Source organism: Cellulomonas sp. URHB0016, from assembly GCF_054057935.1.
Genome location: NZ_JBSRZU010000001.1, coordinates 3,063,763 through 3,078,990, shown reverse-complemented (window position 1 = coordinate 3,078,990; position 15,228 = coordinate 3,063,763). Strand labels below are relative to the sequence as shown.

General features: G+C 69.7%; 18 protein-coding genes. 13 read left to right on the top strand and 5 right to left on the bottom strand.

The window, feature by feature from the left end; all coding sequences use genetic code 11:
- The first annotated feature begins 51 nt into the window (after positions 1-51).
- The 5 genes from ACVW07_RS14175 to ACVW07_RS14155 all read left to right on the top strand — a co-directional run bounded on the left by ACVW07_RS14175 (position 52) and on the right by ACVW07_RS14155 (position 4,398).
- Entirely contained in the window at positions 52-393 is a 342-nt protein-coding gene (locus ACVW07_RS14175) for a hypothetical protein (RefSeq protein ID WP_456819880.1), read from the top strand.
- A gap of 14 nt (positions 394-407) precedes the next feature.
- Positions 408-716, top strand: coding sequence for a hypothetical protein (locus tag ACVW07_RS14170; protein WP_456819879.1), 309 nt, complete (start codon positions 408-410; stop codon positions 714-716).
- Positions 717-718: 2 nt separating this feature from the next.
- A complete protein-coding gene (locus tag ACVW07_RS14165) occupies positions 719-1,084 on the top strand; it encodes a DUF6507 family protein (protein ID WP_456819878.1) in 366 nt (121 codons plus the stop codon).
- A gap of 201 nt (positions 1,085-1,285) precedes the next feature.
- Complete coding sequence (locus tag ACVW07_RS14160; RefSeq protein WP_456819877.1) at positions 1,286-3,517, top strand: DNA/RNA non-specific endonuclease; 2,232 nt, start codon at positions 1,286-1,288, stop codon at positions 3,515-3,517.
- 473 nt (positions 3,518-3,990) lie between these two features.
- On the top strand, positions 3,991-4,398 hold the full coding sequence (locus ACVW07_RS14155) for a hypothetical protein (protein WP_456819876.1): 408 nt from the start codon (positions 3,991-3,993) through the stop codon (positions 4,396-4,398).
- 97 nt (positions 4,399-4,495) lie between these two features.
- Here the strand turns inward: ACVW07_RS14155 and ACVW07_RS14150 are convergent, their stop codons facing one another.
- Positions 4,496-5,848, bottom strand: coding sequence for an ISL3 family transposase (locus ACVW07_RS14150; RefSeq protein ID WP_456819875.1), 1,353 nt, complete (start codon positions 5,846-5,848; stop codon positions 4,496-4,498).
- Positions 5,849-5,948: 100 nt separating this feature from the next.
- On the opposite strand from ACVW07_RS14150, the gene ACVW07_RS14145 reads away from it, so the two are divergent.
- From ACVW07_RS14145 to ACVW07_RS14130, 4 genes are all read left to right on the top strand, one after another.
- Positions 5,949-6,263, top strand: a complete 315-nt coding sequence (locus tag ACVW07_RS14145) for a DNA/RNA non-specific endonuclease (protein WP_456819874.1) — start codon at positions 5,949-5,951, stop codon at positions 6,261-6,263.
- Between the two features lie 19 nt (positions 6,264-6,282).
- On the top strand, positions 6,283-6,801 hold the full coding sequence (locus tag ACVW07_RS14140; RefSeq protein ID WP_456819873.1) for a hypothetical protein: 519 nt from the start codon (positions 6,283-6,285) through the stop codon (positions 6,799-6,801).
- Positions 6,802-7,169: 368 nt separating this feature from the next.
- Entirely contained in the window at positions 7,170-7,721 is a 552-nt protein-coding gene (locus ACVW07_RS14135; protein WP_456819872.1) for a hypothetical protein, read from the top strand.
- 404 nt (positions 7,722-8,125) lie between these two features.
- Positions 8,126-8,773 (top strand): HAD-IA family hydrolase, encoded by a 648-nt coding sequence (locus tag ACVW07_RS14130; RefSeq protein ID WP_456819871.1) that lies wholly within the window; start codon positions 8,126-8,128, stop codon positions 8,771-8,773.
- A 13-nt stretch (positions 8,774-8,786) separates the two neighbouring features.
- Here the strand turns inward: ACVW07_RS14130 and ACVW07_RS14125 are convergent, their stop codons facing one another.
- Positions 8,787-9,341: a hypothetical protein gene (locus ACVW07_RS14125; RefSeq protein ID WP_456819870.1), complete on the bottom strand. Its 555-nt coding sequence runs from the start codon at positions 9,339-9,341 to the stop codon at positions 8,787-8,789.
- Between the two features lie 434 nt (positions 9,342-9,775).
- Between ACVW07_RS14125 and ACVW07_RS14120 the strand changes: the two genes are divergently transcribed.
- Entirely contained in the window at positions 9,776-10,189 is a 414-nt protein-coding gene (locus tag ACVW07_RS14120; RefSeq protein WP_456819869.1) for a GNAT family N-acetyltransferase, read from the top strand.
- Positions 10,190-10,291: 102 nt separating this feature from the next.
- Here ACVW07_RS14120 and ACVW07_RS14115 read toward each other — a convergent pair whose 3' ends face one another.
- Positions 10,292-10,870, bottom strand: a complete 579-nt coding sequence (locus ACVW07_RS14115; protein WP_456819868.1) for a YdcF family protein — start codon at positions 10,868-10,870, stop codon at positions 10,292-10,294.
- A gap of 463 nt (positions 10,871-11,333) precedes the next feature.
- Here ACVW07_RS14115 and ACVW07_RS14110 point away from each other — a divergent pair, with 463 nt between their 5' ends.
- Together ACVW07_RS14110 and ACVW07_RS14105 are read left to right on the top strand one after the other, a co-directional pair.
- Complete coding sequence (locus ACVW07_RS14110) at positions 11,334-11,633, top strand: YrdB family protein (RefSeq protein ID WP_456819867.1); 300 nt, start codon at positions 11,334-11,336, stop codon at positions 11,631-11,633.
- Positions 11,634-12,163: 530 nt separating this feature from the next.
- The gene (locus ACVW07_RS14105) at positions 12,164-12,802 is read left to right on the top strand and encodes an HAD family hydrolase (RefSeq protein ID WP_456819866.1); all 639 of its coding nucleotides are present in this window, start codon (positions 12,164-12,166) and stop codon (positions 12,800-12,802) included.
- Positions 12,803-12,895: 93 nt separating this feature from the next.
- On the opposite strand, the gene ACVW07_RS14100 is transcribed toward ACVW07_RS14105, so the two are convergent.
- Complete coding sequence (locus ACVW07_RS14100) at positions 12,896-13,642, bottom strand: SDR family NAD(P)-dependent oxidoreductase (RefSeq protein WP_456819865.1); 747 nt, start codon at positions 13,640-13,642, stop codon at positions 12,896-12,898.
- 69 nt (positions 13,643-13,711) lie between these two features.
- Here ACVW07_RS14100 and ACVW07_RS14095 point away from each other — a divergent pair, with 69 nt between their 5' ends.
- Entirely contained in the window at positions 13,712-14,089 is a 378-nt protein-coding gene (locus tag ACVW07_RS14095; protein ID WP_456819864.1) for a winged helix-turn-helix transcriptional regulator, read from the top strand.
- Between the two features lie 139 nt (positions 14,090-14,228).
- On the opposite strand, the gene ACVW07_RS14090 is transcribed toward ACVW07_RS14095, so the two are convergent.
- Entirely contained in the window at positions 14,229-15,227 is a 999-nt protein-coding gene (locus tag ACVW07_RS14090) for an NAD-dependent epimerase/dehydratase family protein (protein WP_456819863.1), read from the bottom strand.
- Position 15,228: the final 1 nt, after the last annotated feature.

Here is a 15,228-nt window from a genome sequence, read left to right as displayed (position 1 = left end):
TGGGTCGGTGCCGGTACGTTGCCTGGGGAATCAACGACGCAAGGGGGCGGCATGAAGTTCGCGATGGAGGCTGACGCGCTGCAGGTGCTCGGCCGCAAGACGTCCACCGAGTCCGACGACCTGGCCCAGCTGGTCCGCAACCTCGTCGAGGCCGCCGAGCCGTTGGAGGGCACGTTCAACGGGACCGCGAAGGCGGCGTTCAACTCGTTCAAGTCCCGCACCGACGAGGTCGCTGCGACGTTGAGCAACGCGCTGGTCGGGATCACCGAGTCGATCGCCGGGCAGAACCTGGCGTTCGTGACCGCGGCCGACGAGGGCGCCGACGCGCACGCCTCGGCCGAGGGGTCGGCGGACTTCGCCGGCGCCGACACCACCAAGTTCGCACCGCGCTGAGAGGGGACCTGACCATGTCGAGCAACCAGATCGACCGCAACGACTTCGACATCGCCTCCTCGCAGTCGGCGCAGGCCAACTTCGAGCGGGCCGCCGCCGCCCTGGAGGCCGCCCTGGCCCGCCGTGACCAGGACGTCAAGGCCGCCCTGGCCGTCTACCAGGCCGACGGTGTCTCCGACCAGTACGCCGGCGTCGAGCACCAGTGGAACGCCGCCGGCACCGAGGTCCGCGGCATCATCCAGGCCATCCGCAACTCCCTGGCCGACAACGACGAGATCGCCCGCCGCTCCCTGCAGCGCGCCGCCTCGGCCATCCCGGGCTGAGCATGACGGGGTGGCGGATCGTGTCCGCGGACGTCCAGCAGGTGCTGCTCGACGTGCAGGGCACCGCCGGGGAGCTGCAGGCCGAGCTGTCCGACGTCAAGTTCGCGTCAGTCATGGACGGGGTGGCCACGGGTGGGCCGTTGACCGGTGACGTCGCGACCGCGCTGGACGCGGTGCTCGGCGCGCAGGCGGCGAACCTGACGCACATCGGCAACCGGATCCGGGCCGGGATCGTCGGGGTCGCGAACGCGACGATCGCCTACGACCAGTCCCAGCTCGACATGGCCGCCACGTTCCAGGCGGCCACGGTCGCCGCGGCGGACAGCGGTGACCTGGCGTACTTCGCGCAGTTCGGGAACCCCGGCTGATGGCCGCCAAGGGTGTGCTGATCGACCCGTCGCAGTTCCCCGCGACGTCTGCCGACCTGGACCCGTCCCGAGTCCGGGACTCCGCACGCGACCTGCGCACGATGGGCGCGGCGGTCGGACAAGACCGTCACAGTCAAGGCGACCTGGGACCGGCTCGGGGACTGTTACAACGCCCCCGAGCAGGACCAGGTCCTGTCCCTGATGGCACCGGCGGTGACCGCGGCCGCCGACGTGCGGGCCGCGTTCACCGCGGCCGGCAAGCACCTGGACACCTACGCCGGCGAGCTGGAAGCGATCAGGCCACGGCTGGTGCGCCTGGAGGCCCGGGCGCGCACGTTCCGGGCCGCGGTTGTGGGCGGGGTGTGGGTGGACGCCGCCGACGCGGCGGACGCCTCCTGGTTCGACCACCTCGACTGGTTCTCCCACGGGGGCAGGACGGGGCGTCAGGTCAAGGTCCCGTGGAACCAGGACGACGCGACGAACGCGAAGAACACCGCGCTGGTGACCGAGTACGGCCAGATCCTGGCCGACCTCAGCGCCGCCGCCGCCGCGTGCGCGTCCAGCCTGGAGTCGTTGGCCGGGGTATGCCTGCCGTTGACCGGTGCCATCCCGGTCGAGGCGTTCGTGTCCCCGGAAGCCGACCTGCCGTTCGGCAGCCCCGCCGTCGAGGACCGCAACTGCCGCGAGTCGGTCGGCAACGGCATCTACACGTTCGGCAAGGAGCTGGGCCAGGGGGTCGGCGCGCTGATCTTCGGGTACAACCCGCAGACCGACGACTGGTTGGACGGCGGCACCTACGGGCAGGCGTGGATGGGCGTCGCGAACCTGGTGACCTCCATCGCGATCGTCGGGTCCGCGACCCTGCGGCCCGGCGGGATCAAGAACCCCGACGCGATCACCGTGGATGCTGCCTACACCGTGCAGGCCGCCGCAGGGGCGTTGGTCGGGTGGGACCCGAACGCGAAGGACGGCTGGCACAAGTGGCACGAGGACGGCATCTCCACCGGCGTGAGCAGCGTGCTCGGCATCGCGACGTTCTTCGTCCCCGTCGCCGACGTCGGCGGCGCCCTGAAGGTCGGATCGGTCGGTGCCCGGGCCGCGGTCATCAGCGGCACCGCCGCTGAGTTCGCGATCGCCGGCGGGTCCTGGGTGGTCCGCGGCGCGGCGAAGGTCGTCGTCGGGCTGCGCGACGCGGTCAAGCTGTTCGACCTCGACAGCGCCCTGGCCACCGCCCGCCCCGGGGTGGTCCTGGACGCCGCCGCCGGCCTGCGCCTCAACCCGGCCGCCCTGGTCAACGCGATCGACGACGCCTCACACGCCGCCACCCGCCTCGACCCGTCCACACCGCTCAGCGACGCCGCGTTCGGCCGCGACACACACGCGACCACCGCCCTGGCCGATCCGCGGGTGCACGCCTCGGGCGGCGAGAGCGGTGCAGGGCCCCACACAGGCTCGACACCCGAGACCGGCGCTGCTCCGCGAGGCGACGCGCCTGCTGCCGCCACACCCGACGACGGGGCACCCGCGGGCCACTCGGGCGATCCGGCCGGCACCGCTGGGGACGTGTCCGAGACTGGACGACTCCAGACCGACGCCGACGTCGGGCAGCCCGGGACTGACGCTCCGGCCAACGCCGACGGTCGAGCTGTCGAGAACGGCACCGCCGAACCGCTGACCGCCGCTCGCGCCGAGGCGCCTCCGTCGCGCGACAACTGGGAGCCGCCCTCGACGAACCCTCGCCCTTTCGTCGAGCGCACGGTCACGCTCGTCGATACTGCTGGGGAATTGCCCGGGCCTCAGACACCGTTCGCACGAAGGTCCGACCTGCTACCTGACACCCTCTACCAGGTCACGACCCGGTCCGGCATCGAGAGCGACTTCTACACCGATGCCTCCGGAAAGGTCGTCTACGTCGAGACCACGTACGGCAAGAGCGGGGCGCTCAACTGGGACCTGGTGAAGCCCCAGCCCGAAGTGACCTACGTCGTGCACCCGCATACGGAAGGCGGCTCCGGCACCTACACCCACGTCTTCCGAATGGACGAGGCCGGACGTACCGTCGCCGCATCGACCGACGACCTCCAGCGTGGCCTTGCAGACCGCTCACCAAGCATCCAGCAGCGCGTCGGCAGCGTAGGGACTGCGCAGTACGGCATCCCCTACGAGGGCGGGCATCTGCTCGCGAACATGTTCGGAGGCGGGCCGGAGTCGGCGAATCTCGTCGCGATGATGGAGTCGGTTAACCGAGGGAAGGCACCAAGCTTCAGCAGCCTGGAACGGCTGTGGGACGAGAGCATCGCGCAGGGGAAGAAAGTCGAGGTCGACGTCATTGCCCGCTACGGCGACCCTGGCACGGTGCCGACTCGCGTGACTGTCAGATGGACGATCGATGGCGTCCCGTACCGAAGGGTGTTCGGAAATGTCCCCAGCTGAGCTCGGCCATCCGAGCCCTCTGATGGAGCAGGCGCGGATCGTCAACGAGGTCGCCCGGCTTGTCCTGGACGAGGTCGCACAGCCGTGGGAGCTCGCCGTCCTGGAGTTCCGGGTGCTGACGACGTCCGCTGAGGACGGCCTGACGATCATCCATGCGGGGCAGCCACGCAAAGACTTCCCACCAGACGACACTGTCGACCTCCTGCTCGACCTGCGGCGTGTGATGTACGTGCCGGGGTCGGGTACCTGGTTCAGCATGGAGCTCGAAGTTCGGCCGGACGGACGGACAGCGACCCGCTTCAACTACGACACTGAGCCGTCGTGGGCTCTCGTCCCCGATGATGCGACCTACGTCGAGGACCTGGAGCTGTTTCCGCGCGACGCTGAGCACCAGCCCGACTGGCTGCGCCAGAAGCTTGAGCGCGGTCGGGGCTTCGCTCGCGGGCGAACTCGGTGCGGATGCATGGGTAGGGGTGCGGTTCCAGGAGTCGTTCACCGCGGACGGTGGGCTCCCGACCGATCTGGACTTCACTCCGCCGCCCGCCGCGACCCGCTGGGCTCACGAAGTCGCCGCGAAACTCGTCGAGGCCGGCATCGCCGCGCACGTTGATGAGGACACGGACGACGAGAGCGACGCCCGCTTTCCCACTGTCGACGTAGCCGTGGGGCCCCGCGGGTCTTGCCAACTCGCCTTTTGGAACCCGCAGGTGTTCTGGAGCGTAGAGGTGACCTCCTCAGAGGTCGACCTGGCAACGGCTCGCCAGATGCTTGCGACGGTACGGCAAGTCGTCGAAGACGTGACGACCTGGAAGTTCGTCGATTCAATAGTGACGAGCGCGTACGAGAGGACGCTGCTGGGCCTACCTCCGCACAGTCGGTGACCCAAGCACGCGCACGGGCTGTGGCAGCCGCCAGCTGCGCGGACCGTGTCCAGATGCATGGGCTACTGCACAGATAGGTGACACCTTTGACGGCTCATCACGAATGAGGGTGTAGTCGGGGTCGGAAGCCGCCGGTCTCGAGCAGGGACCTGGCGATGTAGTTGGTGAGGTTGCGGAAGCCGAGGGCGGAGCCGCGGAGGTGTTCGAGGCGGCCGTTCATGGCCTCGGTGGGTCCGTTGCTGGTGCCGGGGCGGTCGAAGTAGGCCAGGACGTCCTCGGCCCGCTTGTTGAGGGTCCGCCCGAGGGTGCGGATCTCGGTGAGCGCGGCCGGGACGCCGTGGCTGACGGACTCGATCAGCTTCGTCATGAGCTGCTTGCCGCGGCTGCGGTCGGGTTCGCGGTAGGCGTCGATCATGCGCTGGTAGATGCCCCAGGTGGCCTCGACCTGGACGTGGTCCTCGAGGCTGAACAGGGCGGTGAGCCGTTGGCGTTGGCGGTCGGTGAGTAGGTCGTGGCCGGTGTGCAGGGTCCGGCGGGCCCGGTAGAGCGGGTCGCCGGCGCGGCCGCGGTGCCCGTGCAGGTCCTGCTGGACCCGGCGCCGGCAACGGTCCAGGGCGTCGCCGGCCAGGCGGACGACGTGGAAGGGGTCCATGACCGCGGTCGCTTCGGGCAGCTCTTCGGTGGTGGCGGTCTTGAAGCCGGTGAAGCCGTCCATCGCGACGACCTCCAGGCCCTCACGCCAGGGCGTGGGTCGCTCGGCGAGCCAGGTCTTGAACGCTTGCTTGGAGCGGCCCTCGACCATGGCCAGCAGCCGCGACGGGCCCGTCTTGTCGCGGACCGGGGTGAGGTCGATGACCACGGTGACGAACTTGTCGCCGCGGCGGGTGTGGCGCCAGACATGCTCGTCGACACCGATGACCCGCACACCCTCGAAGCGCGCCGGGTCGTCGATCAGGACCCGCTGCCCTTCGGCCAGTACGGCGCTGTTGGCGGTGTCCCAGGACACTGCGAGTGCTGCGGCGAGGCGGGCGATGGTGAGGTGTTGGCAGACCAGGGCGACCAGGGCCCAGCGCAGCGCGGTCCGGGACAGCTTCGCGCGGGGCTCGGCTGCGCGGCTGGTGTCCTGGGGCCACACGTGCCCGCAGCCCATGCACTTGTAGCGGCGGATGGTGACCAGCAGCGTCGTGGGGCGCCAACCCAGCGGCTCGTGCGCCAGGCGCCTGGTGACGGTGTCCCGCGGGCTGCCTTCGCAGCCGCAGCGGCGGCACCAGTGGTCGTCCGCGTCGGCGTCGACCCGACAGGCGAGCACCGCCTTGTCCGGTTGCAGGTGCTGGCCGACCACGACCAGACCGAGCTCGTCGAGGCGGCAGAACGTCGTCAGGTCAGGGGTCGCGAAGGTAGCGTCGGGCACGTCGAGGTCTTCCTGGATGGGCAGTGTGAGAACTTCCATCCTCGGGAGGCCTCGACCTCTACCCAGGCATCGACGCGCCAACCCTTCCCGCGCCCACCGCGCCTCCAGCTACACCCTCAACTGGGAAGAGCCCCCAAAGGTGCAGACCCGTATCGGAGGCGAGGGCGGGGTCGGCTATGACGGCGGGCACCTGTTCGCCAAGATGTTCGGCGGCGGCGGAGAAGACATCAACATCGTCCCCATGCTCGACGAGGTGAACCGAGCCGGGACCGGTAGCTTCTACGAGCTCGAACAGCAGTGGAGGTCGCTGATCGGGCAAATGCCACCGGTCGACGTCAGCGTCCGGATCGAGCCGGAGTATGTCGGAGCCAGTCGGGTTCCGGACCATTTCGTCGTGCTCTGGTCAGAGAATGGGGTTTGGAAGGACAGGGAGTTCGACAATGTCGCTAGTTGATGTCGATGGCATGCCGCCGATGATCGCGCAGTCGCGAATCATCGAGGCGATTGCTCGTTCGCTCGCGCTGGTCGTCGAACCGGGATGGACCGGGATCGACTACCGCCGCGCCGTCCTCTCGCCGGTGAGCGAGGGGCATCTGCACGTCGTGTATCCGGAGCGAGAGGCCTACCCGCCCGCGCCGCGCGAGGTCGCCAAGTTGGTGAAACAGCTTCGCGACGTGATGTACGTGGAGCGGTCGGGGACGTGGTTCACGTTCGAGCTGTGGATCGAGGCGCCGGGCTCGGTGAGGTCAAAGTTCAACTATGACGACGAACCGGCATGGGACGCGCCCGTCCCCGCTGGCGCGTACGTGACGGACCAGCACTCCTACCCTCGTGACGTCGAGCACCAGCCAGCTTGGCTGCGGGACAAGATCGCCGCCGGGTGGGCTCGGATCAACGACCTGGCGCCCGGCGAGCGACCGGAGTGGGTGCGGCGCCGCATCGACGAGGGCACACACCACCTGACCGCGGAAGGCCTCGTGGCCAAGCAGTAGGCCCAGATTCAGAATGTCGGTGGCTGATGTGGACGGGTTGCCGCGGACAAGAGGCGAGGCCCGACTGATCGAGGCGATCGCCAGGTGCATGCCCCACGGGCGACGCCGACCGCTCCCCGAAGGTGCAGACCTGCGTCGGAAGCGAAGGGGGACCCGGCTACGACGGCGGACACCTGCTCGCCAACATGTTCGGCGGCGGGGGCGAGTACCTCAACACCGTCCCCAGTGGCGATCACTGATCGGGCAGACCCCGCCGATCGACGTCAGCGTGAGGATCGAGCCGGAGTACGTGGGCACCAGCCGGGTACCCGACAGCTTCCTCGTCGAATGGTCCGAGAACGGAACCTGGAAGGAAGAGGTGTTCAAGAATGTCGCCGGTTGATGTCGACGGACTGCCACCGATGATCGCGCAGGCACACCTGATTGAAGCCATTGCCCGATCGCTCGTGTTCTCGGTGGAGCCGGGGTGGACCTCGATCGAGTACCGGCGGCTCGTACTCTCGCCCGTGAGCTACGGCGCTCTCCGCGTCACCTACCCGGACGGGGTGAAAGGGCCGCGCTCGCCACGCGACGTCTACAAGATGGCAGAGCAGCTGCGCGACGTGATGTATGTCGAGGGACCGGGGACGTGGTTCACGTTCGACCTGCGCATCGAGGCGCCCTCGTCGGTAACTTCGCGGTTCAACTACGACGACGAACCGGAGTGGGACGTCCCGGTCGACCCCATCGCCTACGTGGTCGACCAGCACTCCCATCCCCGAGATATCCAGCATCCGCCAGCATGGCTGCAGGAGCGGATCGCGACAGGGTGGGCTCGCATCAATGAGCTGCCGGCCGACAAGCGACCTGCCTGGGTGCAGCGCCACATCGACGAAGGCACACACGACCTGACCGCGGAAGGCCTCGTGGCCAAGCAGTAGGCCCAGATTCGGAATGTCGCTGGCTGATGTGGACGGGTTGCCGCGGACAATTGGCGAGGCCCGACTGATCGACGCGATGGTCAGGTGCATGCCCGTGATGTCGAGGATGGGCAGCGACGCGCGGTGACTGCATCGGAGTCGGCCGAGCTGCGGAAGGCCGATCGCAGAGTCCGGCTGCTCGGGCACGAGAACGAGCCTGGCGCCGCTCGGAGGCCCGCTTGTTGCAGGCGGACCTTCCGGGACAGGGTTCTACCCGAGCACTCACCGGCGACCGTCTCCCGTCGCGGTGACGTGTCGAGGAGGCTCGCAATCACCCACGAACCGATGGTCTGCTAGGTCGCACATGACCGCGGGCGGAGTGGGTTCGCCCGATGTTCTCAGGCGAGGACCGTAGGTTGCGACGTATGCGCTTTGAGGTGGACGCGATCCTGTTCGACATCGACGGGACGTTGGTGGACTCGACCGCTGCGGTCGGGCGCTCGTGGCGGGCATGGTCCGCTGTCCGCGGGATCGACGCCTCGGAGGTCCTCCGGGTCTGTCACGGGCGCCGCTCGGAGGACACCGTGGCCGAGTTTCTGCCGGGCGACCAGCGCGCCGCGGCGGTCGCTGAGCTCGAGCGGCTGGAGATGGCAGACCTCGATGACGTGATCGCGCTCCCCGCCACGCGAGACGTCTTGTCGCGCGTCCCATCCGATCGATGGGCCGCAGTGACGTCGGGGTCGCAACAGCTGATGCGTGCGCGGCTGGCCGCCGCGGGGCTGCCGGTGCCCGGCGTGCTGGTAGCGGCAGAGGATGTCCGGCTGGGCAAGCCTGACCCGCAGGGATATCTGGACGCGGCCCGCCAGCTCGGCTTCAGCCCTCGCCGGTGCCTCGTCGTGGAAGACGCACCAGCCGGCCTGGAGGCGGGACGTGCAGCGGGAGCGCACGTGCTCGGGGTGGCTACCTCCCACCCGGCCCACGACCTGAGCACAGCGCACGTGGTCGTGCCCGACCTGGCGGCCTGCGTCGTCGAGGTGACTGTCGAGGGCCTGGTCATCAGCACGGGAGCCTGAGGCGACAGCACCTTCAGCGCTTCACTACCGTGGCGCGACCTCGGCGACGAAATGGGCTGACCGCTCGCTTCTTTCCCACGTGCTCGGCCGAGCTCCACACTACGAGGCCCACGATCGACGCCAACGCGGCGACCAGCCACGCCAGAACCGCTCCGAGCAACATCCAGTCCTGTACCTGCCCCCCGACGGCGGTGATGACCAGGCTGCGCTCGGGCCCGGCGTCGTCGACGTCGGGCACCACCGCGCCCGTCGCGAAGATCGCAATCCCGAGCACCCACGCCGCCGCGAGCGCCCACGGGCGTGTCCGAGCCGCGCGGCGGGCTCCGACGAGTGCCGATGTGAGGAAGCACGCTCCGGCGAGGGGTACGCCCAGCAGCACCGGGGAGCCGAGCAGGGCCATCGCGAGCATCCAACCCGGGAACGCAACCTTGACCACGACACCCGCGATGAGCAGGAGCCACATCGCGATGACCGCGACGGACGCCGCCACCGGCTTGCGGAGCCCGCCCGCGGCCGGAGGCGGAAAGGCCTGCGTACTCATGGTCGACGAGGCGTCTGCGGACGGCATGGCTGGGATCGTAGGGCGGCTTCGCCGCCCGCGCCCGGACCACCCCCAGGCGAAGCGGCGGACCGCCGGATCAGCCCGCGCGTCCGTCGTCGACGATGGAGAGGCCCTCAGCGACGATCGCCTCCGCGAGAGATCGGCCCGGACCCAGAATCTGGCTCCTCCTCTCTTCTCGTGGACACCTGCTTGACGACCGCAGGTCTGCGGCCGCCGGACGAAGCTCGGTGCTGGACCGGGGACCGTATCCCCCGGTGGCTCACGAGCGAGCCGATGCGGCCGCGACGAGGCCGCCCGAGACATGGGCTCGGTGACGCCGGTGGGGCGCGCCTCGCAGCGCGCCGGCGAGGATTCGGACAACGGGGTGAGACGACGGGCGTCCCGGCAAGCTTCCCGGTGCAGGTCGACGGCGGCACCCGGTTTGCCGACACGATGGGAACGTGGATCTCGACATCGAACTGCGTGCTGCCGGCGAGTTCACCGATCCCGAGCTCAATGGGTTGCACGCCGAGGCGTTCGGCCATCCGCTCACGGAGGAGCCCTGGGGACAGCGCCTGGCGCACCACAGCCTCACGTGGATCACCGCCCGCCTGGAGGGTCAGCTGGTGGGCTTCGTCAACGTGATCTGGGACGGAGGCCGTCATGCGGTCCTCCTGGACACCTGCGTCGCACCCGATCTCCGGGGGCACGGTATCGGAACAGCTCTGGTCGCGGCCGCGGGGCACGAAGCGAGACGTTCAGGCTGCCAGTGGCTGCACGCGGACTACGAGCCGCACCTGGTCGACTTCTACGAGGGCGCGTGCGGCATGCGGCACAGCGAGGCGGGTCTCCTGCGCCTGGAGGGCAACGACTGAGACTGGCGGTCGCGTACGATGTCCGCAGTCCGCGCTGAAATCGGGCGTCGGTCCAGCAGGACCCGAGGGCCGGCCCTGTTCGCGTCGACACCCGTCGGCACCCTACCGGCGGTGCAGGTTCTTCAGGCCGACGACGGCCGCCGCGGGCTTGATGAGGGTGATCTCGCCGACGCGATGGTCCTCACCCCGTCGCAGACGGCTCGCCAGGTCTGGACGGAGCCGCCAGAGGTAGGCGCGCCCCTTCTCCGCGTGCACGGAGCTCGAGACGACCTTGATCGTGTCGGCGTCCTCGATGAGGGGGATCGCGTTCTGGATGTTCTCCCACGTGGACCGACTCCCGCGGTCGAGGAGGACCGGACCCGCGTACCCGAGATCGCGGGCGTAGCGCTCCAGGAGCTCGGCCTCGGGGACGTCACCCCCGACGGCCCCGCCGCACAGCACGAGGACGCTCTCGCTCGCCGCCGGATCCAGCGACCGGAGACCAGCGCGCACCCGGTACCGGTTCACGTAGTTGGCGCGCGCCCCCCGGTTCCGGTAGCCGAGCACCACAACCGCTTCCCTGCCGCCCGAGCTGCGGCCGTCGCCGAGGCGGCGCCAGCTCGCTCTCCAGTGCGTGGCTTCACCCCAGACGAGGATCGCCACGGCACCCGCAACGCCAGCGATGATCGGGATCGGGCCCACACCGCCACGATAGTGAGCAGGACACCGGCGCCGCGCTCTCCGAGGATTCGGACGACTTCGTGAGACCTGCGCCGGTACGACTACGTGTCCAGTCGCAGGTCGCGACGCCGGGCCCCGGACAACTTCGATGAGCTCCTACATCACGTGTGGGATCCCGTTCTGGTTGTCCGAATCCACCTACCTGTCCGCGGCGTGTCCGAATCCCATCTGTCTGTCCGCCCGGCATGCTCGGGGCGCGGGCACAGGAGCGGCTCGCTCCGCCTGGGGGCGGTAGCCCCGGCGCGTCACCGAGGCCGGCGCGGTCCTCCGCACGAGCCCGAACAGCAGCCCGCGAGCCACGAGCCGAGGAGCCCGACCCATGGCGTCCGCCCCGCAGTCACCCGCACCCCCGCCACCCGCACCTCAGTCACCCGCGGCCCCCGGAACGCCCCCAGGCCCCGGCGCGCCCGGCGCCCTCGACGTCGTGGCCTTCGCCGGGGAGCTCGTGCTGGTCGCGCTCGTCGCCGTCTCGGGCTGGCGCCTCGGCGGTGGCGGGCTCGCGTCCGCCCTCCTCGCCGGCGGTCTGGTCGCGGTCCTCGTCACCGCGTGGGCCGTGTGGGTGGCGCCCCGCAGCAGCCGGCGGCTCGGCCGGTGGGGACGCTGGTCGGTCGTCACCGTCCTGGTGATCGGGAACGCGGTGCTCGCCGGGCTCGCCGGGACCGCGCTCGCGCCGGCGATCGTGCTCGCCGGCGTGATGTCCTGGCTGTTCAGTCGCGACGCCTGAGTGCCGGGCTCAGCGAGGCTGGGTTTCCCGTCACCCGCGTCTGGGGTGGGGCGACCCGCACACCCACGACAGCCGACTCGCCTCTCCTGATCTTCGAGGCTTGGAGCAAGATGAGCGCGTCCCGCCGCAGGTCCGAGCGCTGAGCACCGGACAACTCTGACCACCTCGGCCACGACATCGCGCAACGTCGGCGCCCTCCGGTCCGCACGCTTGAGGACGTGGACGCGTAGGAGGACACGCACTGTCGCCTGCTTGTCCCATCGCAGGTCAGGAGCGTGCACGTCGGACAGTGACGATCAGCTCCTATGGCGGCAGGTGCTCCCGGGAGGACGCCGGCTCGTGGTCGCTCGACCTCATCGCCGCCGTCGACGCATGGGCAAGGGCTTCGTCGTTCCTGGGGTCGAGTGGGCTCACGTGCTGTCCGGCAAGCGACGTCCCTCACGTTCGACGCCGGTGTGGTCGTCGTCGGCCGAGAGCGGGCCGGGGTGCTCAGGAGCCATACGGCGACATCCCCTGCAAGGATCGAGACCGTGATCGCGTTGCTCGACCTCGACGAGACGCTGGTCAACCGCGCCGCGGGGTTTTCCGCGTGGGCTCGGTCCTTTGTCGACCGGTGGTCGCTGAACGACGATGAGCTGGCCTGGATCGAGCAGTCGGACAGCACCGTCAAGCAGCGTGACCAGTTCTTCAGCATCCTCTGTGAGCGCTTCCCGCAGGCGGGACCACCTGACCAGGTCTGGCAGGACTACCGCACCCAGATGCCGCTGCTCACGCCGGCCTTTCCCGGCGTCCTCGAACGGCTGCAGTCACTGCGGTCCGCTGGCTGGCGCCTCATGGTGGTCACGAACGGGCGTGTGGACAACCAGGTCGGCAAGCTGCGGCGAACCGGCATCGCCGACCTCGTCCACGGCTGGTGCGTCTCCGAGGAGGCCGGGGTCCGCAAGCCCGACGCGGCGATCTTCGCCATGGCCATGACACGACTTGGTGCACGCGACGACGACGAATGCTGGATGGTCGGCGACGATCCGGCCGCCGACATGGCAGGCGCGACCGGCGCGGGCCTGCGAACGATCTGGATCAGCCACGGTCGCTCGTGGCCGTCGAGCGACTTCCGGCCCGACCGGACCCAGGTGTCGCCGAGCGACGCACTGGCCGCTCTCGAGGCCTGAGTGGCATTGGTCTCTCGGGTGCACCGCCCGCCCTGAGGGACCGCATGACCCGAGGATTCGGACAGGGGCGGTCGTACCCCAGGCGCGACGAGCTCAGCGCTGTCCCCCCGAGACGAGGATGACGTCGCCTGTGATCCAGCGGGCTGCGTCCGAGGCGAGGAAGGCCGCGACGGGACCGTAGTCGTCAGGGCGGCCGGAGCGGCCGAGCGGGGTCGCGAGGACCGAGGCGGACTCCATGTCCGAGCCGACGAAGCCGCTGGCCCTGGTCCCTTCGGTGTCGGAAGGGCCGGGGGCGATGCCGTTGACGCGGATGCCGCGCGGGCCGAGCTCCTTGGCGGCGATGATCGTGAACGCTTCGACGGCACTCTTGGTGGCGACGTACATGCCGCCGCAGGCGGGGTGCTGCAAGGTGCCGCCCGTCGAGACGTTGATGATGGATGCGCCGTCGATGTCTTCCTGGGCGGCGAGCGCCTGGGTGGTCTGGACCACGCTCCAGAAGTTGGTGTCCATCTGGCGGCGGTAGTCCTGCGCCGTGATCGCCGTCAGGGGAGCGAAGGTGACGACGCCGGCGTTGTTGACCAGGATGTCGACCGGCCCGAACTCGGCGCGTGCCGCGCGGAACAGCGAGTCGACGTCTGCGGCTACCGAGACGTCGCCGGCCACGGCGATCGCTCGGCCGCCGGCAGCGCGGATGTGCTCGACCACGCGCTCGGCGCCTGCTGCGTCAGAGCGGTAGTTCACGGCGACGGCGGCGCCGGCCTCGGCGAGCGAGCGTGCGATGCCCGCTCCGATGCCTTTCGATGCTCCGGTGACGATCGCGGTCCGGTGGGGCGTGTTCATGGTCCTCTTTCCGACGAAGGAGCTTTCACGCTACGGATCCGATAGGAACCGTTTGGTACCTTTCAGGACATGAGTGCGACGCCGGGAACGATCTTCTTGGCCGACTGCCCGGCTCGGACCGCGATGGAGGTCATCGCGAACAAGTGGGCGGTCGTGACGCTGTATGCGCTCCACGACGGGCCGAAGCGGTACGGGGACCTCGTGGAGATGTCCGGCGGGATCTCGCGGAAGGTCCTGACGCAGACACTGCGCCGGTTGCAGGGGAACGGGCTCGTGCTCAGAACTGCGTTCGCGGAGGCGCCACCACGCGTCGAGTACAGCCTGACCGGGCTCGGGATGTCGCTGCAGGAGCCCATCGCAGCCCTGACGAGGTGGGCGCAGGAGCACGGTGAAGCGCTCGTCGAGTTCCAGGAGAGCGTCGAGCCGTCGGCCGACGGCGTGTCCTGAGCGGGCAGGTCTTCCTGCGCCCCGGAGAGACCTTCTGGGTCGACGACCGGACCTCGTACATCCGGAGGCTGGACGGTGCAGTGCGGCAGGTGACCGCGCGACCGTCGCGTCCCGACGACGCCCGCTAGCGGCCGAGCCGTCAGAGGGGGCGCGGTCGGTAGGCGTCGAGAAGGCGCTCCGTGAGCGCCTCGTACTGCGGATCGATCGCCCGGCGCGTGGGGTCGGCATCGTGCCAGGCGACGATCTCGCGGGCGCCCTGCGCGAAGGGGATGCGGGGCGAGAACTGTGGGACCAGTCGTCGGATCTTCGTGTTGTCGAAGATCATCGTGTGCGCCTTGTCGCCGAGGATCCCTGCGCCGACCTCGGGGTCGGCGGCGGCGATCGCGTCGGATGCGACATGAACGAGGCGCGGCTCGTGGACGCCGGCCGCCCTGGCCATCGCGAGGTAGATCTGGTCCCACGACGGCGCCTCGTCGCCGGTGATGTGGAACGCCTCGCCGATCGCCTCCTCGCGCCCCAGCAGGCCGACCAGCCCGACCGCGACGTCGGCGCTGTGCGTGATGGTCCACCGAGACGTCCCGTCCCCGGGGACCACGACCTCCAGGCCTCGACGCATCCGGTCGATCACCGTCCAGCCGCCGTCCATCGGGACGAGTGTGGCGTCGTAGGTGTGTGAAGGGCGCACGATCGTCATCGGCAGGCCGGTGGCGCGGTACGTGCGGACGAGGAGGTCCTCGCACGCGATCTTGTTCCGGGAGTACTCCCAGAACGGGTTGCGCAGCGGCGTCGACTCGACGACGGGCAGGTGGGTCGGCGGCGTCTGGTAGGCCGAGGCGGAGCTGATGAACACGTACTGATCGGTGCGGCCGGTGAACAGGTCCAGGTCGGCCTGGACGTGCTCGGGGGTGAACGCCATGAACTCCACGACGGCGTCGAACTCGAGGTCACCCAGCGCGGAGCGGACGGACCTGGGGTCGCGGACGTCGGCGTGAAGGACGCGGGCGTCGTCGGGCACCGCCTGCGTCGACGACCGCCCGCGGTTGAGCAGGGTGAGGTCGACGCCTTCCGCGATCGCCCGCCGGGCCGCCTCCGAGCTGATGATGCCGGTCCCGCCGATGAAGAGTGCGCGCAGTGCCATG